We start from the raw sequence: 23,542 nt of genomic DNA, 5'->3' as shown, positions 1-23,542 counted from the left end.
ATGGTGGTGCAAGCGGAGTTGGAGCAACTGGCAACATTGAGTGGCGCGGAGCTTTCCCGCATAGAAGGGCTGCTTGCGCTGTTGAAGGCACCTGACGACCTGACCCAGCTTCTCCTGGTTCTTGAAAACTTGAGCCGTGCTTTACAGGCTGTCCAGAGAATTCATGGGATCCGAAGGGATCTTGATGACACGTCTGTGGAAAAAGGTGAGCAAGACCTCTTCCAGTACCTTGCTGTCATTGCCCAGATTACCACCGCGCTGAAGGGGTGTGATCGCGGCAGTTGCCCAGACGAGTGGCTAGCTCAGTCGGGTAAGCAGCGAGGCATTATCAATGACCACCCCGAGTGGGCGATGCTGATTCTTACGCCCGGCGCTGAATGCTATGACAGTGACGCCTATTGGCAGCATGCCGGTGTGGTCATGGGATGCTCGGCCATTCAGCGAAAGCGACACCAAGCGCGTATCGGTTCCGAAATCACCGCTGCTTGTCGTGATATCCGTACGATTGGCAATGGCAAGAAGCCCCTCGGGCTGTTGGCCGAGATTGCTGGGGATGCCTCGCTCGAAAGCTATCATCGGAAATATCTTCTGAAGGGCGACGAGATCCTCGAGCCGCTGTCGGGTATCGAGCTGCTCGTTCGAAAAGTACTTGGCCACAAGGGAAAGTCGAGAGACGGTGGGGGCGGGGGTGGTCACTCGGCCCGTATGATCGAGCGACACATTGAGGTGCCGGATTCGGGTGATGAGGAACACGAGGGGCCCGACCGGTCGGTGCAACTGTTGGAGTCGGCCGGTGACGAGCAGGCTCAGGGCCGTCAGCGTACCGCCGGCCTGCACCCCAAAGAATCCCAGACGCTGCGCGCCGTGTCTTTCACGGAGCATAAAGCATCCCCCACATTAGGGTTCGATCTGAGGGACTTGATCAGGCGCCAGAGCAGCCGTATCCAGCATATCAGCCAGACCAACCAGCGGCTGCCTTTTCGCTACGCCAGTTTAAGTCGGGTCGAACTGGCGCTGGCGGCGAAAGCCGCTTACGAGTTATTTACGGGCCGAGGGCGCTTTGAACAGCGTAATGACGAAGATGTCTACGCCGGCCTGCTGCTGCTGTTGATGATCTGGCTTGGGCGTCCCGTCGAGCAGCTTCTGGGGATGCGGGTCTATAACCATCGACATGAGCTACCGAAACACCGCAAGGAAGTACTCGCTTTTCTGGTTGAAGAGCATGCCTTCGTGCTGCCCATTCCGTCTCCGGAGTGGCGTAACAGTCTTCAGGACGACGCAAAGAGGCTGCTCTATACGGCCGGTGATAGCACGCCTGCACTGGTGGATGAGGTGGTGGTGGTCGCCAGTCCCGTGCGAATGGGAAAGTTTATCTCGCGCCTCGGGTTGTCGCGCAAGAGTCGGACAAAATATCGCGAGCTGTTTCCCGAGTGGCGCCATGCCACAATTGAAGGCGCAATGCGGGCGGCGGTTTCAAAGGTCAACCGCACCCATCGTATGCGGCTTACGCCCCTTCGGATCAGTCAGGCACTGTTCGATGAGATCGTTGGCCACTCTAGCGATTGGGTCGACGCTTACCTGTTGACCGGGCAACGTTTCACTGTCGCCGACGTGGCCGCGCATTATTACAGCGTGCCGGCCGGCTACCTAGAGACACTCTATCATTCTGCTGCCGTATCGCTGCGCAACAGCATCTATCAATACCTCAGCGTTGAAGAGAAGCATTACTATGCCTTTAAACAAGTCGTTCAAAACAAGGGCGATCATGGCAGTAAGCTGAACCTCAAGCCGCTACTGCTGACTCGCTTGGTCAAACATCTGAAAAGCGAGCTACGGGCGGTAAAGCGTCTTCCGCCCGGCGAGGAGAGTTGGCGGCAGGCGCATAATCATTACGTGGCCTATATCGCCTTCTGGATACTGTTCGCGACGGGCTACCGTGCGGTCAACGACTTGGTTTTTCGCTGGCGGGAAATCGACTTTACGTCCGGTTTTCTGGTCATTTCCGACAAAGACGACGAAGCGATGAGCCAGGCGCGGGTGGTCTGGCTGCTGCCGGAACTGCGTGATCAGTTACGTCAGTATGCGAGCCATCTGGAAATGCTGCAGGCCCGTCTGTATCACCGTGCGTCTCTTTACGAGCACCTCGAAGCGGTGCTGAGTGAGCCTCAGCCGGACGTGCCGCTGATGTTCTTTATCAGTGACAGCTGGCAGATGGTGCAATTGTCGCCAGAGAATCTGCGGCGGCAGGTGCCGCTCTTCACGCTGCCGGTCAACGCCAGCCGGCACTATCTTCGCAGTGCGTTGCGCGCCGAGAGGATTCGTGGCGAACTGGTCAATGCGTTCATGGGGCACGCTCAACAAGGTCAGGAGCCGTTTGGTGCCTTCTCTACCTTGACGCCCGTCGAGATGTTTCGGGAGTTGGCGCCTGTCCTTGGCAAAATGCGCCAGGAAGCGGGATGGACGGTGCAGCAGGGGCTGGCGGATGTCTGAGCATATCGAGGCAGTATGGAGCGGCTGGAAGCTGATCGAAGTTCCCGAAGGAACAGGCGGTGCCGAGGCGCGCCACCGGCAGCACCTGGTGAGTCGGCGTCGTCATCAAATGGCGGTGCTGGAATTGCTCCAGGAAACGCATCCCGGCCTGGTCCGCGGTGATCCGAATGTCAGTGTGCCGCCCGAGGTCTCTCAGCAGTGGGAAGAGTCTCTGCAAACGATCGACAGCGGTTCGGTCGCCGAAATTCGCCACAAGGTTAACTTCTTGTCACTGGGCTTGGCGCGTGGGCAGCAGGCGTTAGGGTGGGACGTGCGCGTTCCGGCGCCGCTGCACCTGGTCAGGCCAGCGGCGAGCCCTTTCACACCGTCATCCTTCAAACGTTTAAGCGACTACCGCGACTGGTGCCGGCATGCCGACCACGCGATTCAGCAGCCAGACTTTCAGACGCTTCTCTTGCACGGCAATGGGAAAAAAGGTCACCGTCGGCTTGAGCCCGAAATGATCAGTTGGGGGCTGTTTCTGTATTGTGTGATCACCAATGACGGCCTGCTGGGCAGCCAACACCTGAACGCACTGCCATTGGCGACCACCACTCTAGCAGTACACGAATCCTCTGCCTGGTTTGTGCTGCACGAGACGGTGCCGTCCGGCATGCCAAGTAAAAAAAGAATGCTGCCACGCAGCCGCTGGCAGTTGGGGGTGGCTGCATTGGCGGTGTTGATGCGCCATATTCAGCATTTCGGTCATCCTGATCCAAAGTGCGGCGATTATCAGCAGGCCAGGATGTTTACCCAGAGGGCTTGGCTGCATTTCTGTTGCGCTTTACAGGCTGAGAAGCTGTCACTGTCGGCGTTTCGAGAGCAGGCCTCGACCGCCTTTCGCCTGCATGTACCGGCTTATCTAGTGAACAGCGCGCATGGCAAGCATCCGGGCACGTCCCTCGCTGAAGCGCGTTGGCACCAGCTGCTCACCGGCGGGTACGTGGAGCATGCCAAGCCAAAAAACGAGCAGGGGGGTGGGCTTTCAACGGCAGGGTCCGGACTCGCATCGATGGCGACCAAGCATCGTGAGCGGGACCAGCCGTTGTATGAAGGACGTGTGCTGCTGAAATCGTTGCACGATACGCTCTATAAACGCCGTAACCAGAAGCGCCTCAAATTTGAAGCGCTTTCCCGCGAGCTGGAAAATGCCACCGTCGCCTCTCAGCGCATGGCCCCCATTGTTGAATGTCTCTGTCGTTGGCTGCTGTTCCTTCATCAGAAGCAGAAACGAAAGCAGGCGACGCTGTACAAGTATATCGGCGTCAGCATGTCGCTCTTACAGGCCATGGGGGATACGCCGGTCGATCAGGATCGGCTGGCTGTGCTTGTCGAGGCCTATCAGTACGTGGTGGAACAGGCCAAGACTGAAAAGAACCGCAGCTACCGCTGGGCGGTGCTGCGCTCGTTTCATTCGTTTCTTGTTGCTGATCTTGGATTGGCGAACGTCTCCATGGCGTTCGCTGACGGTGGGGCAACTGTCGCGCATCACGCCGATGCCAACTGTCTGTCAGAGGACGAATATCGCCAGATAGCCGGCTATCTGGCATCCCGAACGGCCAGCATCATGGGGCAGATTCGCTATTGGGCATTTGTGCTTGGGTTTCGTGCAGGTCTCAGGATCGGAGAGGCCCTTTCCATTCAGCTGGATGATGTCTTGCTCCATCAAGCGGTGCAGGATACGGACGTGACCCTTCTGGTCCGCAATAACGAGTATGTCGGAGTAAAGAGTCATGATTCACGGCGGCAGCTTCCGCTTCATCATTTGCTGACGGGTACCGAGTTGGAAGACTTCAAGGCCTTCGTCGCCAATCGACAAGCGGTGGCCATTCACGGTCGTGTCATGCTGTTCGGTGAGGGCAGTGGTTCGGTAGCGCCACTGCACGATGATGAGGTGCAGGCAGAGATCCACGAGACCATGCGCCGCATCACCGGGGACTCGAGCCTGCGCTTTCATCATTTGCGCCACTCGCTGGCCAATTATCTGCTGCTCTCCTTTCATGGCGTGTCGATTCCGTGGGCAGCTCCTTCACATCATGACGCTCTCTGGGAAAAGATCGCCGACGGACCCTCGCGATCGGGGCTGTACTTTGTCGCCCAGCTGATGGGGCATGCGTGCCCCGACGTGACCTTGCGAAGCTACCTGCATTTCAGCTGCCTTCTCCTTGACCACTACTGCCACCAACGGTCTGCCTCGATGGAGGGCCGTCTCCCGAGCCATTCGATTGCCCAGTTGGAACCCTTGGCCGGCGTACTCGGTATCAAGCCGGCGACGCTGCGTAAGTGGAAAGAGCGTTTCGGCGAAAGGCCGCCACTCTGGCTCAATAAGGCCTTTCCCCAGTGCCCGTTGATCGACGTGGCCCAGCGGGAGGTCGAGCCCTATCCTGCGTTGCCCGCCAGGATCCTGCCTGAGCGCCAGGGCCTGAGCCAGCTATCGCTGGAGCAGCTTGCCGCCGCGCTGGAAGCCTTGCATCAACGGGATATTGATGACGTTGAGCACATCTTTAATCTCTATGAAGGCGAGGCAGAGAGGCTGACCTCTTGTGCGGGACGGGTGCTGACAGCACGCACACGGCGGGGGATGAGCGCGTTTCGTCACTACCGGATCACGAAAGGCAAGCAGCCGGCACCGAGCAATCGCGCCCACCCACGATTGCCGACGCCGCACTCGCTTGCGGAGCGTTCGGTGGTGCATGCGATGTATCAAGTGATCTGGTCACGGTGGTTCAAGCAGCATCCGGATGAATTGCGTAAGCAGCTACGCTTTTTCTATCGCTACCACCGTGCCACCGACGGCCACGTATGGATTCGCGATGCCGATGACGGCCTGGCCTTCGTAAGTTGGGTGCTGAGCCTGGATGCTCGCGTGAAAGCCTTTATTGAAATAACTCCCAGTGCTCAATCGCCGCTGCCTGCCAAGCAACAGCTTAACGAATGGAAGAAGCGACTGCCATCGCATCACCATAAGGTTGAGTGGCAGTTAAAGTCTCCAGGCAAGCGCTATTCAAAACCGCTGGGCACGGGCAACGTTACTTTCTATGTGGTCAATAAGAATAAGCGCGCTCGGAGTGGGTACCCCGCGCGCTATGTGCTGGTGATGGCGTGTATTGTCATGGCGGCGGTGGCCAAAAAGCCATGACCGCCACCGTTTGCTGGGGCTTGCGGGCGGCGGCAGATGACTACCCCAACTAAGCACTCATCAGTCCAAGGCTTGCTCACGTGCTGAATCGCTTTGCTGCTGTTGGGCCTTGGCTCGCCGCTGATAGAGCAGGCTGGGCTGAAGGCCGAGCTCTCGGGCGGGCCGATCCGGTCGGCGAGAGCCAGCGCCTCGGCCTTGTAGTCTTGGGAGTAACGAGTAGAAGTCTTTTTCATCGAAGCTGTTTGCCTTGCCATGGGTCCCCTCGTCTCAGTTTACTGTTTTAACGAGGTGTCCATTGCTGCTGGGCAAGATCACTACTTCCAGACGTAAAAAAGCCGGCAACGTGTGCCGGCCGATGAAGCGTTGTTGATCAGATGTCGATGGAGTAGTTCAGCATCGCTGCGGTATCGGATTTGGCATCGGCATCATGCCCTGGCTCCAGAGAATGCAGCAGGTTGATTTGCAGCTGACTGCGCACCGATGGCTTCACGGTGTAGCCGAACTCGATATCCATCTGGCGGCCGGAAGGTGACAGAGAAGCTTCGCGATTCTCGCGGATCACGTCGCCTGCCAGCGTGCGACCCACCGGAACGTTGAAGGTAGCATCGGCACTATTGATCCGCATTGGTTGACGGAAAGTGAGAGCGGCCTGCTGGGTGCCACTGTTCCACTGGAAGCCTGCCGCCATTTCCTGGGCGCGAATATTGTCGATGCTGGAAATCAGCTCATTGCCGCTTGCGCTGCCTTGCGCTTGCTCAAACTGGGCAAAAGCGCTGAAGTTATCGCCCATCTGGTAATCCATGCTCAGACCGGCAAAGGTCATGCGATTGTCGTCACCGAAGCTCATGGCACCTGAGCCTTGGGCACCGAGAAGGCCATTTGACTCGTTGAGTACGCCCAGTGTGGTGGTCATATTCAAGTCTGGAGTCAGCTGAAAGCTCATGCCTACGTCAGAGCGATTGGCGCTGTAGCTATTGAAAAGGCTTGAGGAATCGCTATCCTCGCTGCCGTTCCAGTGAGCGGCGATCAGCTTTGTGCGCTCCCCTAGCGCGTATTCACTTTTTACCCCAGTGACTGATGCCATGCTGCGGGTGATATCCGATCCTCCTTGGAAGGAAAGCATCGGCATCATGCCAGATTCAGCATAGCTGCTCAGCGGGTCGACCTCATCGCCAGCAAAGTGGTACGCCGACAGCATGGCATTGCCAAAAGTGCCGTCAAAGCGACTGGCAAGCACCTCGCCAAAGTTATTCTGGACAGTGCCGAAGCTGAACATTCCAGCCTCACTTCGGGACTGCTGACGCATCTGGCTCGAGGTGATCGAGAGTCGGTCCATGTTATCGCGCATCAGACTGGCGCGGTTATCACGGGATGAGGCATTGCCTGTCATATCCAGAGTGTAATCACGGCCCAGGTCATCAAATACCGCGACATCTTTCAGGGCGGCACTTGACGCCATGGCATCACCATACGCACCTGAGAGTTGGGCAAGGCTTTCTGTCGGCAGGTGGCCCCCCGCGGCTACTTGAGTGCCCGACGCAACGGAGACGTCACCATGTGGCATCAATGCTGCCTCAATATCGGCTTCACCCTGCCCCATGTAATAGGCGCCGCAGTTAGTTGTGCCAGCGTCACCACAGTCATTCCGACCATAGAGAGCCGAGTGCTGGCTAGCGGTATCCAGCAGCAGTTGGCTGGCCTCCTGGGCGTTCATATGCGGCCACATTCCAATGATCCCCGCTGCGTAGGCGGAAATCTGCGGGGCGGCGATGGAGGTGCCTTGTGCGCCAACAGAATGGTTCACGAACGGAGCTGTGATGAACCGGCTTTGAAGCTGTGCATCGTCTCCAGGATGGTTGCTTTCAGGATGAATATCAGCGCCGTTATTGATGGAGCCGCCTGCAAAGAGCATTCGTGAAAACAATTCAGGATTATCGGTGATAGAGTTTTCAAGGGGTACTGCCATCGCCACGCCTTCGTTACCCGCACCCTGGACGAATACAGAACCTAGGCCGCCATTGGAGGTAATAATCTTGTTGAGCGATTCCGAAGTGGTGACCCCATTGTATTCCCAGTGTGAGTGAGGGGTTGGGTCGTCCAGGTTCGCTCGAAAGCTCAGGTTGACCACGCGGGCACCACGGTCTGCCGCCGCTCCCACTCCATGCATGAGTACAGATGAGCTAACAGAGTCCTCACCATTACTGATCTTAATCAGATCCAGCCGTGAATTTCCCAGCGGATCAGAGGTGACGGTTGAAGCAACGACATTACCGTGCCAGGGGTTTTCGCTCGATACGTCACTCTCCCCACTGTCGATGCTGTAGCTATCAATAATTAGCTCATTGTTAGCGATATCATTCTTATCAAAACCTCCGTCAATCACACCGACACGCGTGGGCTTTAGATCATAGGCAGGAGTGTTTGGCTCCGGAGTTGGTGTCGTCGGGCTGGGCTCGTGTAGTCCCGAGTCATTCGTGGGTTTAGTGCCGCCTCCGCCGCCACCTCCCATACACCCGGTAAGAATAATGGAAGTTGAGGCAATAGCGATTGCGATGGCGAGAGGTTGCTTCTTCATTTCGATTCCTTGACAACTGTTGCTGATTATTGGGTTGTTATTTATCGGGTTGTTGATGACCAAAGGAACAACACCGGCACTTGCTTGGTTGGCATGTCAGAATATCGATAATACCGTCGACCCTCATATAACCCTCGTTGGAATTATGTGCTAGGGGTTGGTGGTAGAAGCGTTATTTGAAGTCCAGGCCAAACCGAAACATTGAATCTAACTGGACGCGAAGACTACAGGATCAACCCGATGACCGGTTGTTCATTAAGTGGTGAAAAAGCATCGTTCAGGTACAAAAGATTGGGTCGGAAAATCGTAAAATTTTCATGAACTGCTTCACGCGGGCGGGCAAAGGCCCAACCGTCATCCTGTCATCGAACATTCTGAATTCGATCAATATTTTACATTTATGTGATTAATATTGACTTAGAAAATTGATTATTTTTTTGTAAGTATTGTCTTACTACTTTGGTTTTGCTTTGTGGCTTTATCTATTCGTGAAGTTCATTGCTTCCTAAGCAAACCGTAAGCGAAACACTGCATAAATCCTGCCCAAGGGCCTCCGTCGTGGTAAAAGTTTGGCTTTTCATTACCGTCTAACGGAGTCCCACTATGAAGCAGATCTCGTGCTCTCAGACTCAGCACCAGAACAAAAAGTAAGATCACCCGCCGGGAACGGTTCCTTGCACAGCTGGATGACATGATGCCATGACAATCCCTGATTGAGGTGCTTGTAGGTCCGCTTCCCGAACCCGACGAGCAAGCGCGTCCGTTGCTGGGGTCATCGTCTGAAATCTGTACTCTCACAACGACAAGAGCCAGCGTAATACACTGGCTCTTGTCGTTGTTGTCATGTTGCCCCGGCTCGCCTTGAGCCAAGCACGACCTCTCCCGTTACATATAAAAGAGGTTAAGCAAGTGGGCCTTTTGCTGCGTCTTGTCACCCGCACGTTACATCAGTAATTACCCCCTGCTGATCGAGTTCGACGTTCAAGCGATCATGGCGGTCATCTGCCGTGTGCATGTAACCAGGCCGCTTGACGCGAAGCCTATCCGCGCCGCTTGCCGACAGAAGGGCTGGTTCCATGGCATTGTCATAAATACGTCCCACATAGTGCTCAACCTTGGCGGCATCACAGTTGCCGTGCATCCCCTTGATGGGCAAATCTTGGCTGGCATCTTTCTGCACTTGAGCATCCCCTGTACCGACACAGCCTGCAAGCAATGCCGAGCTTGTAAGCGTCAGCAGTATTCTGCGTTTTGATAACATACCCTCTCCTTTTCGGCGACGGGATAGTCTTTCTTCGTCACCTGTTTGGCGGCTTCTCTCTTGAATTCTTCATTGCCGGCTCAGAACCTTCTGGATACCTTCAGTATAAGGGCTGGAGATGTCTATGAAACCCGAGGCGACTTATGCGAGGTGTTTGCATCACGATGACTTAGGTATTTGGCTGATCATCGATAGTTGCGAAGGTTTTTCGGAGTCGTGGAACACAGCGGCCTTACCCAAGCGTGCTGCTGAAGTCATAATAAGCGCGCTCGGAGTGGATACCCCGCGCGCTATGTGCTGGTGATGGCGTGTATCGTCATGGCGGCGGTGGCCAAAAAGTCGTGACCGCCAACGTTTGCGCGGGCTTGCGGGTGTCGGCAGATGACTACCCCAACAAGGACCCCACCAGTTCAAGCTGTCGAGGCAGGCAACGGCTGTGCAAGTCGTAGCGCTCGATGACAGTGGCGCGGGCCTTGTCCCGCAGCGGCTGCATGGCGTCCGGGTGGCTCAGGGCATAGGAGATCTGCTCGACCAGGGCCTGGGTATCGAAAAAATCCACCAGCAGGCCGTTTTTCCCATGGGTGATGACTTCGCGCACCGGGGCGGTGTCGGAGCCGATCACAGGGGCGGCGCAGCTCATGGCTTCCAGCAACGACCAGGAAAGCACGAAAGGGTAAGTAAGGTAGACATGGGCGCGGCTCAGCTGCATCAAGCCGGTCAGAGTACTATGTGGCACCTTGCCGAGAAAATGCACCCGCCTGGGGTCGAGTTGCTGGCGCACTTCATCCAGAAATACCTGCTTCCAGGAACTCCCCTCCGGCGCAGCGGCACCGTAGCTGACCTTATCGCCCCCCACGATAATCACATGGGCCTTTGGGTGACGAGCGAGTAATGCCGGCAGCGCCCGCATGAAAACGTGGTAACCCCGATAAGGCTCAAGGTCGCGGTTCACAAAGGTGATGACTTCATCTTCCCGGGTGAGGGTCAGCCCTTCGCCCAGCGTGACCTGAATGCTCTCTTTCGGCACGAAGCGTTGGGTATCGATGCCCTCATGAACCACCTCAAGCTGGGTGTGGTAGGGGGTGGGATGAACGTCGCGCTGAAAGTGAGTCGGGCAGACGCCCTGATCTACCTGTTCCAGCATCCACAACGGCCAGATGTTCTTCAGCCGGGCTTTCAAGCGGGCTTCTTCGCTCGGGGGAAATTCCGGGTCGAAATCCAGGTCCAGCCCGGTGGAATGATAATAAAACTCGAACCAGCCCAGTACCTTCGCTTGAGGAAAAATCTCCTTCAGGCCCAGCATATCGCCCCAGCCCGTATGGCCGATAACCAGTTCGGGCGCCCAACCTTCATCGCGCCACTGGCGCAGCACCTGCATGGCGGAGCACCCACGAATCAACTTGCTATCCAACTGCTGCAGTAAAGGGTCAAGCTCCGGCGAGTGGCCCCTGGCCAAGGGAGCTCGTGTGGTGGGAACCGTAGGGTTTCCGGATATCTCGCTCAAGGTAAGGGCGCGAACATCCGCCCCCTGCTCACGCAGAGCCGGTGCCAAATGACGAAACTGGCCGGGGAAATTGGGATGCATGAACAGCACCCGATGACGTGCGAAACGCGTGGACAAACGAACTCCTTATCACCGTTTGGGTACGGATTCATGATATAGGGCTAGCGACGCCAACGCCGTCGTGCCAGCCGTAAAAGCCCCACCAACGACCATGCCAGAAGCAACCCCGCCAGGGCGTAGGCCAGCCACTGCAACCAGCCTTCCAAGTGTACCGCTTCACGCCCGATAACATGGGCGGACATCAAGGCAAGAAAGCGCAGCACCAGCCACTGCGGTTGGGGAAGCTTATCCCATAGCGAACGCAAGGTTACGCTCCGAAATCCAGAATATCGTCCTCATCTTCCGCAAACAGAGTTTCCATTGCGCTATTGGCGGAAGCGTGGCGCTGCCATTCACTATGCAATTGATAACGGCGGCTCAGGTGGGTCATGCGCTGCTCGGAAAACAGCTGTGCATAAGCAAGGGAGAGGGCGCCGGATTGGGTCAGCGCTTGAAGCGTCTCAGCCGGCAGCTGCTTGAGCCGGGCTTCGTCAATACGGTGCAGCCCCCGCACCGGCTGTACGTTAGGGTCGCCTATTGCGTCTTTTTCGCCTTGGCTCAAGTGCAGCGCCCACGGCACGATCACGTCTTGCGCCGCCAATTCCGCCACGCAAGCGGAAGTCGTTCGACGGTTTTTCTCAAGCGCTTCCATGAAGGTTCGCATGGAGGCCAGGCTCTCGGTGAGCTCGCCATCGTCTGTGAACAGACGCTGCTCGCTTTTCTCCGCAGCAAGGGCGAAGCAGCCCCCGCCCTGGTCCACACATAACGCGGTACGCTCGGTATCCTCAATCGGCATCATGCGGAAGGGATAACTGCGGTAAAACGCCGGGACGTACTGACCCAGCCAGCGACCATCGGGTGCCACGTACACATTCAAGCCGGACTGCAACGACTGAACAGCAACCAACTGAAAGGGCGCGTCAGCGCTTTTATGCACGAAGGCCAGCGGCATGCTGGTTAGTAAATGGGAAAGCTCGGCCATCACCACCGGCGCCACTACGTCTTGTGCCGCGAAAAAATAACGCGAAGGGCGCTTCCAGCCAGCTCCACGGTGGGTAACGGGGCTAACGGGTATATAACTCAAGGGCATCCATGGCTCCAGGTTGATCAGTACAGCGATATCTTGACTTCTATTGCCAATTTAACAGCGGCTGTCCCTTGTCCTGGGACACGGGACAGCCGCAAAAGAGCGCTAGCAGAAAGTCAATAGGAAAATTTAAAACAGCGGTGCCAAGAAGTGATCTTTTTAAACACACAACGCATGCTCAACAAACCGTAAAACACTTGGCACATATGCCACTGCGAGGAGTGGCGCAACGCAGCCACAAAGGCTAGATCGTGATATTGCGAGGAGGAGCGACGAAGCCGTCCAGAGCCGGATTCTGTCATTGCGAGAAGGAACGACGAAGCAATCTCAAGCCTGTGGGGGCAGATGCGCTGCCAGCCGGCTGATCTGTTGGCGGGCGCGAAGAAATGTAGGCTGTGCGTTGGCCAGCGTTGTTTGGTACTCACGGTTCGCCAAGAAGTAGCGCTCCAGCTCTTCTTGCACATGGTGCAGTTGAGCAAGCAGCAAGTCGTTCTCTTCGGCAAGTTCCGTTTGCTCGGCTTCGGAATCGGCCAATGCTTTACGGCTAGCTTCCAAGGACTGGGTTAGCTCGGCTTGCTGAGTATTTGCCTGAGTAAGCGCCTGGCTGGACTGGGCTTGCTGCTGTTCTTGCTGAAGCTTCAACTTTTGATGTTCGGCTTTCAAGGCGGTGTGAGCCGTCTCGGCCTGCTTATGGGCCTGACGGTTTTTTTCAAGTTCCATGGAAAGCTCGCTTTGCTTGGCTTTGGCCTGCTCTAACTGCTGGGTGAGGGCGGTGATGCGCTGCGTGTGTTCACCAAGCTGTGTCTTGGCGCTTTCCTGATGAGCTTTACCTTCCAAAAACTGCTTTTCGAGTTCTTCCTGCACCTGATGCAGTTGAGCGAGCAACAGGTCGTTCTCTTCGGTGGCCTCTTTATGCTCTTCACGCAGCGCTTGCAAGGCAGCTTCCTGCTGGCTGGCCGCTTGCTGCAGCGCTTGTTCACGTACTTGTGCTTCTTCCAGGGCCGCTTGGGTTGCTTGGTGGGCCTGTGCCCGCGCAGGTGCCTGAACGCCAGCACCCACCACCTGCAGCAAGCTCGCCAACGCCGGTTCATCCACGCTAAGCGATGAACGAAACTCCGGTACCATACCGCTAGGTAGCCAGGCAGTGGCCTCTAGTGTTTCGTAAAGCTCCCAAGCATGGCGAACGGCGGGCACAGTAGCCCCCAAGCCCGAGCACAGCGCCGCCAGGGCACCTAAATAAGCCGGCGCTTCTTGCTGGTCAGGGCAGGTGGCCGATACATTCAGCGCCTCGGCCAGTGCCGCCACTGGCGTGCGTGCCGTATTCACCACGTATAAACGCTTATCCGCCACTCGCTGCAAACGCAATGCGGGTTGATGCTGGGCTATCCAGGCCGCCCAATCAGGCTGCGCGGTTTCTGCCAACTGCCACGGCGGCTGGTACAACCACAACCAATGAGCGCTCTCGTACTCTTGTGCCAAAGCAACGCTCTGCTCCGGTGCCACCCACTGGGCATTCAGTGCCTGGAACAGCGCATGGCCCAAGTAAGCGGTAGCGGCTTCCTCGGATACCCCAGAAATAAACACACGCGTGATAGGTTGCGACATAGATAAGTCCTAACGAAAAAATGAAAAACGGATGGCGTCATTGCGATGAGTTTACGTTGTGCCATTGGGAGTAGCCTGAACTGTGTCATTGCGAGGAGCCTGCGACGAAGCAATCTCAAGCCTGCGGCGGCACTCAGCTTCAACCCCAGATTGTTTCACTGCGTTCGCAATGACAGCCTAAAAAACACCCCAGATTGCTTCATTCAGCTGGCGGTGGTGCACTGTGAAAAACAATGTGAACCTCTGCACCTGGTAGCTGTTTCGTAAGCGAACGGGCAACACCGCTTGTCAGTGATCAGGCGGTGTGCTGCCAGTGGTGAGGCAGTAGTTCGTGGAGCTGGCTGGCCTTCTGGGTCGGCAGCCGTTCCAGCACATCCTTCAGGTAGGCATACGGCTCGTGGCCGTTCAGCTTGGCGCACTGGATCAAGCTCATGATGGTGGCAGCGCGCTGGCCGCTGCGCAGTGACCCGGCGAACAGCCAGTTGCTGCGGCCCAGCGCCCAGGGACGGATCAGGTTCTCGACCCGGTTGTTGTCGATGGGCAACCCGCCGTCGTTGAGGTAGCGCGTCAGCGCCGCCCAACGCTTCAGGCTGTAATCCAGCGCTTTCGCCGTTGCCGAGCCGTTCGGCACCTTCTCTCGGTGAGCCAGCATCCAGCGGTGCAGCGCATCAGAAATGGGCCTCGCCCGTGTCTCTCGGAGTCGTTGGCGTTCTTCAGCGCTGAGTGACTGGGCCTCTCGCTCCACCTGGTAGAGCTGACCAATCAGCTCGATGGCCTGCCCGGCGATCTGGCTCTTGCCGGCCACGTGCAGGTCGACGAACTTGCGACGCGCGTGGGCCATGCAGCCGATTTCGGTGACGCCGTTGGCGAAGCTCTGCTTATAGCCGCTGTAATCGTCGCAGACCAGCTTGCCCCGCCACTCGCCGAGGAAGTCACGGGCATGCTGGCCGCCACGCGTCTCACTGAAGTCGTAGACCACCACCTTCAATCCGGCGTAGGACGTGGCGGCGTAGGCCCAGAGGTAGGCCCTGTGGGTCTTCTTCTTACCGGGGGCCAGCATCGGCACCGGGGTCTCATCGGCATGCAGCACTGGCTCGTCGAGCAGCAGGTCGCGCAGCGCATCGATCAGCGGTTGGAGCCGCACGCCACAGATGCCGACCCACTCGGCCAGGGTGGAGCGCGGAATCGCCACGCCGGCACGGGCAAAAATCTGCTCCTGGCGATAGAGCGGTAGGTGGTCGGCATACTTGGCGATCAGTACCTGGGCCAGCAGGCCGGCGGTGGGGATGCCCTTGTCGATGATCTGCGCCGGCATCGGCGCCTGGGTCAGCGTCTCACACTGATCGCAGACCCACTTGCCACGGATATGGCGCTCGACGTGAAACACGCCTGGCGTGTAGTCGAGCTTCTCGCTGATCTCCTCGCCGATCCGCCGCAGCTGGCAGCCACAGGTGCAGTGCTCGCTTTCCGGGTCGTGGCGAATCTCGGTGCGCGGCAGCTCAGGAGGTAGGGGGGCGCGCTTGGGCGTTTTCTTGGCCGCCGGTGGCGTATCGGGTGTGGTCAGATCTGCCAGCTCAGTCTCGATGGCGGCGATATCGGCATCGACCACTTCCTCCAGCAGGCTGATCTGCAGGACGTTGAGCTGCTCGCTGCGCTTGCCGAAGGCGTGGCGCTTGAGCAGCGCCAGTTCATAGGTCAGCTTCTGGTTGACCTGCTCGGTATGCCGCAGCGTTTTCTGGCTCTGTGCCAGTGCCTGTTCCTGCTGCTCGACCTGCGTCATCAGCGTTGCCGCCAGGTGGCGGAGCTGATCGGGGGTGAGCTGGGACAGATCGGGCGGCGTGTTCATCCGCCGAGTATGCCAGCCCGCTGGCGAGAACGGGATTGGCGCATCCGCGAATAGCCGGGCCGCTGCGTCTGTGCTGCACATCACACGACCGAGATTACCCCGTCGGTGCCGAGACGTTGCCAGGGCAGACCTTGTACCAGCGCCGCCACCTGCTCGGGGCAAAGCGCGACGCGATCACCGTGCCAGTTACCCGCCCAGTGGAACTTGCCCTGGTTCAGGCGCCGGGCGCACAGCCAGACGCCCAGGCCGTCGTGAATCAGCACCTTCATGCGGTTGCCGCGGCGGTTGGCGAACAGGTAGGCACAGTGCGGGCGAGCCGCGCCGAACACCTTCACCACCCGGGCCAACGCGGTATCCGGGCCGGCGCGCATATCCAGCGGCTCGGTGGCCAGCCAGATCTCGTCGATGCGGATCATCCCAGCAGCCCTTTCAGCCAGTGGCCACACTGAGCGGCCTCACTCACCGGCCAGCGCACGGTGATCGTGCCCCGTGAGGAGGGCAGCTCGATGCAAATCTCGCCAGCGGTGGTGGGTGGTGTTGGCAGGCTGGCCTCTGCTGGCGGCACCGGCAGGGGCACGAAGTCCGGCACGGCCGGTAGCTGGCTCTGCCGCTTGGCCTTGCGGATCCAGGTCTGGACGAGGTTGGTGTTGAGCCCATGCTGAAGGGCGACCTGGGCAATGGAGGTATCGCCCTGCAGGCATGCCGCGACGATCTTGGCCTTGAACGACGGGGCGTAGCGACGGCGGCGACGGATCTCACGCTCGGTGCTTGGGGACGTCATGAATAGGTGCCCATCTATTGTTACGTGGGCACCTAATGTCACTGGCCAAGGGCTTACGCGGAAGGCGTGTTCACCGGACGCTTACGCTGTTTCATGCAATCCATTGTGATGGGAAGTTCAAAGCGTGGGTCGTGGCTGGTGCTTAACAGCCCGGCGTAGGGGTGTCCATCGATTGCAAAATATGTAATGTCTGCGGAATTGAGAAGCGTCGCTGGGTTTAAATCCCAGGCCCAGAGAAGCTCATTTGCGGCATTTTTAATCGCTAATTCATGTATGAAAAAGTACCCTGGGCAGCCTGCTATATCTAAACGAAGCCCGTTAATATCAACGTCATTAGGTAGCGTAAGCGTAAAGGAAAACACCTTTCCATCGAGCGTGACCTTCTTCTTCACCGTATCGTTTTCGTTATACCCAACCCCTTTGTAACACCAATAGAGCGTAAGCAAGGTGGATGGAGCAGGGGTAGTGTGCTGACCACGAACGAAAAGCTGCTTGGAAGGGTAAGGTTTGGTAGGCGGGTTCTCTAGCGGCGCTATTCCTTGTGCTCTGCGTGTCAGGTTATCGAGTACCGGCATGAAGCGTGAGTAATCTAGGGCGCTTAGCTTTATTTCCAGCGTCTCTAACAGCATTTCACTAAGAGCATGTTTATCTAAGAGTTCTTTTGAATTCGGCTCGGCAATGCTGGTAAGCGTACCCAACGTAATATGAAGGCCACGGTATAAGACAAGCTCAAGCGGTAAAGGGTGAGATTCCACCCATTCGAGATCAATAAATTGAGTGTCGCCAGTTGGCGTAATGATCAGGTTGCGTGGTATGGCATCAATAAAGTGAGGGGGAAGCCAAGCGTCGTATTCAGCCCAACCGAGCGCGTTAACAGACTCATCAGGCGGAAAAGACTGCGCTTTTAATGCGTCATGCCACGTTTTAAACCAAGGCAATAGATCTTCTAGCTGCCAGCCAGGGCGCTGCAAAATTCCGTGTAACGCATCCGCGTGTACCTCTCCAGAAACGTAGGGCTCATCAGTGGCATGAAAAGCGCTGAGTGTTGCCTGTGTGTTACCTAATCGTTTTCGACGAACAGTGATGCCATTATCTTGCTGGTGCAAGAACTCGACTTGCTGACTGAACGCCGCAGTGCGCTTGGGAGAGTAGTAAGACGCCAAGACATGAGGGTCAGCTAGGGTAATCTCAGGTGAAGCACTGGCCACCAGCAAATTTGAATTTGCCATATCTGCCAATAAACTGTTTTTTTCTATTAAGGGCCAAGCCTGCTCCAAAGAAAAAAGTGGCTGTTTAATAGGTTGAGGTTCCAGCGCTACTGCGGTTCGTAAAAGCGTTGCCAGGTTGAATTCTTTATGTGGCTGTTGGCCAGAAGGGGAGACTACCAGTGCTGGCATTTTGTAATCAGGAAAGGGTAGGTACGTCTCAACAGCGCAAAAGCCCGCTTTCTTTATGTGTTTTGTTAGTGTTTGGTGGCCAAACGTAACGGGTGTTTTCTCACGGTAGAGATCGTTAATGCCTGCCATCGCGCCCATGCCATGGTCTTCGGGGGCACCGGCAAAATATTTTAGCCCCAGCTGATTTTCAATCGCTATGATCAGCACCCCATTGGGCTTTAAGTAGCGTCTAGCGCGCAGAAGCACGGCCTGTATCGGGTCAACTGATTCGACATAAATACGCGAGTATTCAAGTACGCCTATGAGCGTTACAACATCAAAGCTTTTTTCGAACGGTAAATCTTGCAACCGATCAGCGACTACGCTGACATTTTCCAAGTCGCGGCAACGGGAAGCCGCAATTTGAGCACGGCGTTGGCTCCCTTCAACGGCAACTACTTGAGCACCTAACTCACCCAGGTAGCGTGTGATAGCCCCGCAGCCGCAGCCCAATTCAAGCACCGCTGCCCCTGCAAGGCTATTTGCAAAGGGGCGAAGCACATTCACCCTATCTGCAGATAAATGATAGCGCGAAGGCCAGTCGTTTTGTTGCTTAACCAACTCAGCCGAGTAGAGGCTAATGTCCTTAGCGTGTTCAATAATGGAAAGTATTTTTTCTTCCACGGCATCGCCGTCAGAGTAACCAATACTTTGTTCGTCTGGTTTTACCCAGACATGAGCTTCTACGTGATAGCGATAATGTGCGGAAAGACTGGGTAAGCGGGCAGTATGCGTGTGTGTGAGCCGCGCTGTGGGGCGGGCCATCGCTTTCGCTTTTCCAGACTGCCCTAACTGCTGCTTAATGCGTATGTTGATTAGGCTAGGCACTTTTTGGTCACCTAGGCCAAGGTGAGCTGCTATTTCAAAATGCCGGATAGCCGCCTCAGTGTTTTCTGGCTGAAGCAGCCTTGCTTGGCCCAAAGAGCCATAAACACCGCTGATAAGCACATTGCCTAATGCGCTGGGCGGCACTCCTGCTTGTAATGCCTGCTTTGCCCATTGGGCGGCACGTTCATGAAACCCCAACTGCCCACACGCCGCTGCAAAAAAAACGGCTGCCTCTCCCTTGGTATCGGCATTCTTAAAGTGCTGCGATAACTCGACAAGCTCTGCCCACTCTCCTAATTGCCAATGTAAGCGTGCTTGAATATCAGCCTCCTCATTGCCTGGTAAAACTGCCGTTTCAATAGCAGCACGCGGTGGGGCAGAGGAAGTAACAGCGGTGCTGGTATGGTTCTTTGAACGGCGAGAAAGCCAAAGGAGTTTTTTAAGCATGCTTGAAGGCTGCCTTTTATTTGAGTCTTCTTGAATACTACACCCACCCCGCGCTATTGCGAGGTGCCCGAACCGCGCCATTGCGAGAAGCCTGCCCCGTGTTATTGCGAGGAGCCTGAATCGTGTCATTGCGAGGAGGTACGACGAAGCAATCTCAAGCCAGCGGCGGCACCTAACCCCAACCCCAGATCGCCGCGCTTCGCTCGCGATGACACCGTGGCCTGATTGTGTCATTGCGAGGAGGCACGACGAAGCAATCTCAAACCTGCGGCGGCACCCAGCCTCAACCCCAGATCGCCGCGCTGCGCTCGCGATGACACCGTGGCCGGATTGTGTCATTGCGAGGAGGAACGACGAAGCAATCTCAAGCCAGTGGCGGCACCCAACCTCAACCCCAGATCGCCGCACTTCGTTCGCGATGACACCCAAGGGCCGCGACATCGCGCCGAAGCGTGCCATTGCGAGTAGCCCGAACCGTGTCATTGCGAGGAGGCACGACGAAGCAATCTCAAACCAGCAAGGGCACCCAACCCCAGATCGCAGCGCTTGCGATGATATCTTTACCGCTACTGCGTTTTATTCAAATATGAGCATTAACGTCAAGCTGATGATGACAAGTGGCGATAAAGTCCTGTGCTTCTTTAAGTAGACTTTCCATCAAACTAATAACTCCTAAACCGGGGTAGAGCTGTTGTGACTGTTTAGTGCGTGGATCTATAACTTCATTATCTGGTCTGCTATGTGAAGATGCGTAAATAACTTTATTCAAATAATAACGGTGAGTGCCAGCATTACGGAGTTCACAGAGCAAAGTAAGAAAACTGCCTGAGTCATCACGCTGTGCTTTCCAATAATCGAAAGCTGGAGATGACTTTCCATGCTTGCTTAACTTATCTCTTACAGCGCGCGGTTTCACCTCGCCAGCACCCAACCTCAGATTTTGCACTATGTTAATCTCATGCAGCAGATATTCACAGCCGCCTGCTAAATGGATAAAAAAGCCTCTAGCAAAGCATTTTCCCAATCATCATTGGTTCCACGGGAGGAGCTGACCTTGAGATGCTGAAGCATCAGTTGGGCATATTTTACCTTTTGGACAGTACGGTGGCGTGCTTGATCTACTATGTTCATTTGCTGACTCAATAGGGTGGATGGGCTGCTGGGGAGCACCTATTCCGGCTCGCTGAAGTTGGCTGCGGAGGATAAACAAATAAATTGCATCACCCCATTAAAGGCGTGACCACGACAGTGCCGTTCAAGCAAATGGGTATCGGCCAGGCCCCCGACCACCAACTGACCATAGCACGCCAGTTCACTAGAACCAGTGGAGAGATTATCCAGCACCACTGGCAAATAGCTTGTCTGAGAAAGCTGATTAACTATAGCTCGCGCTAGAGCTTGTCAGGGTTTAATCCATAAATGCTGGGGTATCCTGCTGTACTTCTACTACTTGAGTTCAGGTATTAAGATTTTAAGAAATAGACAGTAATATCACAGCAAGTTAATGCCACGATTTTTTTTTGCAACTGCGATATCTTCTAGAAGGTTAAATTGATCTTCCCAGTCGATATCCATAACAATGTTTTCAGGCAGTTCATATAAACACGGTTTATTTCCAATTCGGTCGTCTATTTCGCGCATCTTAGCAAAAGGCATTAGGTAGGCTGCATGATTAATTTCAAATAGCGGTTTGATATCTTGGCTTCTTGGCCACTTCTCCACACTGTTGTCGTAATTATAGGGCCCGTTTTCGTCCCAGATAAATTTATGCAATTTAGTAACAGTAACAAGACTATCATGACCTTTATTCTTAGCTGTATCCCAGGCAGATATTAGATCAGAAAAAACTGACGAATTAATAAAAGGGTGAGTGACATGGGTCATCAGCATGATTCCAGTATCTTCCAAGTTAGCAGCATAACGGATGAACGCACTCATAGGTGTGGAGGAATGGCCAAGCTCGTCAGGACGTTCAATTACTGTCACACGGCTATCAATTTTTTGTCTAAAGTAGGAAGAGTAAGCACTGACTACTGGGTCATTGGTCGATACAATAATTTTACTTAATTCCTTCACTCTGGCGAGTTGATGCAGTTTTAGCTCCAGCAACCCTTTTTCGAACCCAGCAAAGGGTCTTGTATTCTTTTGTTTTACTCGTTCACTGCCTGCTCGGGCAGGTATTAATGCAATAATCGGTTCAACCATGATTTAACCCTTACGGAAATATTTGTGGTGTTCGCTTCTATTAATTTCTTTCGCTTCAGAACCAATAATGACTTCAGCTTCTCGCACAGCAGCCACGTAATCGACGAACTCTGAGGTGGTGAGATCCAATGCCACTGCATCAAAGTGCGCCCATTCTGTATTGCCAAGCTTTACATGCTTTTCCACAATACGAGCACCGGCTGCCACCGCCATGGCTGAGGCCATTGCACCAAAATCATGGCTTGAATAGCCAGGCACTACATGTGGATGCTGTTTGGAAAGGTCACGGTAATGGCGAATAACGCCAACATTACAATCATGAGTTGGTGTTGGGTAAGCAGAATTACACTGCATTAGGTATAATTTATCGCAGCCGGTGAAAGTCTCTAAAACCCACTTTTCATAGTGTTGGTCTGTCATGCCTGTAGAAAGCACAATGCCACGCTTATATTCTCGTGCTACCGTTGCTAGATAATCAGTGTGCTCAGAGATCGTAGACGGTAGTTTTATTAGCTCGGGATCAAACTGTTGTATAAAGCGAAAGGAGGGCTCGTCTAGCACTGAAGCAAACCAACGAATGCCTAGCTTAGAACACAAACTATCCAGAAATTCGAAGTCTTTTTTGCCAAGTTCTAATGCTAACCGGTAATCCCTGAAGGTATTCCCAAAAGGCGAAACGTATTTAGCATTTAGCTGCTCCTTTGAATAAAAAGTTTCGACATCACGCTTCTGAACCTTTATTAAATCAGCGCCCGCTGCATGAGCAGCACGCACCATACGCTCTAGCCGATGACGATCACCGAAATGATTTGTCGTTAGCTCGGCAGTGATTAAAACACGATCCTCGTTCTGTACCAGCTGTTTATCCAGCCCAGGAAGAAAACGTGTATTCAGTTCTTCTGGTGTCAGCGTTGAGAATGCTCTATCACCTACATGCTGAATATCAACTTCGCTGTCACGCAGCATGTAAAGCGCATTAACGAAGTAGTGCTCCTGCGGGGTAATACGTGCTGAACGCCCACTGGCGTTTGCAGGTGCATAATCGTAATCAATCGCGTGGGCGTAGCCTTGGTCAACTGCAAAATCAAAACCCAACATATAAACGGTTTGTTTGCGCTCACGAGTATTAGCAATAACTCGTGCTAACCGAATGGCAGAAAGAAACAGTACCTCTTCAATAACAAAGTCTTTCTCTGGCTTTTCCGTTACCAAGCGGCTAAGCATCATATCTACGCCTTCTTGGGCGGCAGGCACATAGCGTGCTTGGAACACTTCACTCCGCGGCGGTTGAGTAGCTACTGCAGTAATATACAGACGCGAACGCCACCCACTGGCTTTCAATCCATCGATTACCCACTCATCATGAAAGATAGAAATATCGCAAGGGGCGATACGCTCAGCATCATTCAGGCCAATAACTAATGAGTTTGCCAATAGACTGGGGTGAATGCGATCAACAGAGGCACCTTTACCGAGTATGAAGATCGTATCGGTGGCGAATGTCGACGCGATATTTCTTACCAGGTTCGAGAAATTCTCCATGGTACGGCTTTCCTTCTACTTCAATGTCACAGTTATGTTCACGTGCCAACATCAGGCCAGGCAGTAAATCCCAGCTATAGGCACCCTGGGGGTTAGTGAAACGTGCAAAACTCCCCCTAATTACGTTATAGAGGTTATAAACAGCACATCCCATCAGGCGGCTCTCCTGGGTAGAGCGCATGCCTTCGAGAATTTCATCACACATAGAGGATGAAAAGCCACGAATCCTGGAGCGGATAGGCGTTAATTTATCCCCTGTCATGAGGTGTTCGCCTAACTCTGGTAGGAATAGCAAACTACCCAAGTGGTCATGGCCATACCAAAGTGTAAAAGATATGCCCCATTCTTTTAGGCCAGAGCAGAAATTTTCTGTGCCATCAATGGGGTCAAGAATAGCATAGTAGCCTTCAGGGGTGGTGGTTGTTAGTTCACTAAAGTTCTCCTCTCCAACAAAGGTTATACTTGGCAGTTTTTCTTCAATATATTTCTTAACCAAACTTTCAACAAGAAAATCAGATTGAGTGACTGGGCTTCCATCAGGTTTAATTTCTACGTTAAATCGTCCCCTCTGAATGTCTCCTATATTTTTGTATATTAAATCAATCAATCCTTGCATTAAAAAACGCACTTCATCAGTTGATATTATTTGCTGCATTTA

General features: G+C 54.7%; 16 protein-coding genes. 2 read left to right on the top strand and 14 right to left on the bottom strand.

The features are described from left to right. Both R5M92_RS13550 and R5M92_RS13545 read left to right on the top strand, forming a co-directional pair. Window positions 1-2,490, top strand: a complete 2,490-nt coding sequence (locus R5M92_RS13550) for a hypothetical protein (protein ID WP_346796496.1) — start codon at window positions 1-3, stop codon at window positions 2,488-2,490. A 109-nt stretch (window positions 2,491-2,599) separates the two neighbouring features. Next, window positions 2,600-5,668: a DNA breaking-rejoining enzyme, catalytic core gene (locus R5M92_RS13545; RefSeq protein ID WP_346796495.1), complete on the top strand. Its 3,069-nt coding sequence runs from the start codon at window positions 2,600-2,602 to the stop codon at window positions 5,666-5,668. Window positions 5,669-6,038: 370 nt separating this feature from the next. On the opposite strand, the gene R5M92_RS13535 is transcribed toward R5M92_RS13545, so the two are convergent. From R5M92_RS13535 to R5M92_RS13470, 14 genes are all read right to left on the bottom strand, one after another. Further along, window positions 6,039-8,243, bottom strand: coding sequence for a S8 family serine peptidase (locus R5M92_RS13535; RefSeq protein ID WP_346796493.1), 2,205 nt, complete (start codon window positions 8,241-8,243; stop codon window positions 6,039-6,041). Between the two features lie 931 nt (window positions 8,244-9,174). Then, window positions 9,175-9,504 carry an I78 family peptidase inhibitor gene (locus R5M92_RS13530; protein WP_346796492.1) on the bottom strand — a complete coding sequence of 110 codons (330 nt, stop codon included), beginning with the start codon at window positions 9,502-9,504 and terminating at the stop codon, window positions 9,175-9,177. Between the two features lie 385 nt (window positions 9,505-9,889). Beyond that, window positions 9,890-11,125, bottom strand: a complete 1,236-nt coding sequence (locus R5M92_RS13525) for a glycosyltransferase (protein WP_346796491.1) — start codon at window positions 11,123-11,125, stop codon at window positions 9,890-9,892. A gap of 44 nt (window positions 11,126-11,169) precedes the next feature. After that, on the bottom strand, window positions 11,170-11,373 hold the full coding sequence (locus tag R5M92_RS13520) for a hypothetical protein (protein WP_346796490.1): 204 nt from the start codon (window positions 11,371-11,373) through the stop codon (window positions 11,170-11,172). Window positions 11,374-11,375: 2 nt separating this feature from the next. Further along, window positions 11,376-12,197, bottom strand: a complete 822-nt coding sequence (locus tag R5M92_RS13515) for a SapC family protein (protein WP_346796488.1) — start codon at window positions 12,195-12,197, stop codon at window positions 11,376-11,378. A gap of 324 nt (window positions 12,198-12,521) precedes the next feature. Further along, the gene (locus tag R5M92_RS13510; RefSeq protein WP_346796486.1) at window positions 12,522-13,799 is read right to left on the bottom strand and encodes a hypothetical protein; all 1,278 of its coding nucleotides are present in this window, start codon (window positions 13,797-13,799) and stop codon (window positions 12,522-12,524) included. A 295-nt stretch (window positions 13,800-14,094) separates the two neighbouring features. Then, window positions 14,095-15,645 (bottom strand): IS66 family transposase, encoded by a 1,551-nt coding sequence (gene tnpC, locus R5M92_RS13505; RefSeq protein ID WP_346799379.1) that lies wholly within the window; start codon window positions 15,643-15,645, stop codon window positions 14,095-14,097. Window positions 15,646-15,725: 80 nt separating this feature from the next. Then, window positions 15,726-16,091 (bottom strand): IS66 family insertion sequence element accessory protein TnpB, encoded by a 366-nt coding sequence (gene tnpB, locus R5M92_RS13500; protein WP_346796484.1) that lies wholly within the window; start codon window positions 16,089-16,091, stop codon window positions 15,726-15,728. After that, the gene (gene tnpA, locus R5M92_RS13495; protein WP_346796483.1) at window positions 16,058-16,426 is read right to left on the bottom strand and encodes an IS66-like element accessory protein TnpA; all 369 of its coding nucleotides are present in this window, start codon (window positions 16,424-16,426) and stop codon (window positions 16,058-16,060) included. Before tnpA ends, tnpB begins: the two co-directional genes overlap by 34 nt. Before the next feature lie 53 nt (window positions 16,427-16,479). Continuing rightward, complete coding sequence (locus R5M92_RS13490) at window positions 16,480-19,137, bottom strand: class I SAM-dependent methyltransferase (protein WP_346796482.1); 2,658 nt, start codon at window positions 19,135-19,137, stop codon at window positions 16,480-16,482. Between the two features lie 580 nt (window positions 19,138-19,717). Continuing rightward, on the bottom strand, window positions 19,718-20,161 hold the full coding sequence (locus R5M92_RS13485; protein WP_346796481.1) for a hypothetical protein: 444 nt from the start codon (window positions 20,159-20,161) through the stop codon (window positions 19,718-19,720). 467 nt (window positions 20,162-20,628) lie between these two features. Beyond that, a complete protein-coding gene (locus R5M92_RS13480; protein ID WP_346796480.1) occupies window positions 20,629-21,342 on the bottom strand; it encodes a cytidylyltransferase domain-containing protein in 714 nt (237 codons plus the stop codon). A 3-nt stretch (window positions 21,343-21,345) separates the two neighbouring features. Continuing rightward, complete coding sequence (locus R5M92_RS13475) at window positions 21,346-22,884, bottom strand: N-acetylneuraminate synthase family protein (RefSeq protein ID WP_346796479.1); 1,539 nt, start codon at window positions 22,882-22,884, stop codon at window positions 21,346-21,348. Next, window positions 22,811-23,539, bottom strand: a complete 729-nt coding sequence (locus tag R5M92_RS13470; RefSeq protein ID WP_346796478.1) for an inositol monophosphatase family protein — start codon at window positions 23,537-23,539, stop codon at window positions 22,811-22,813. The genes R5M92_RS13475 and R5M92_RS13470 overlap by 74 nt, the downstream gene beginning before the upstream one ends. Between the last annotated feature and the right edge of the window lie 3 nt (window positions 23,540-23,542).

The organism is Halomonas sp. Bachu 37, assembly GCF_039691755.1.
In the GTDB taxonomy this organism is placed as follows: Bacteria; Pseudomonadota; Gammaproteobacteria; order Pseudomonadales; family Halomonadaceae; genus Vreelandella; species Vreelandella kashgarensis.
The sequence above is the reverse complement of the archived record's forward strand: the minus strand, read 5'-3'. Positions and strand labels throughout refer to the sequence as shown.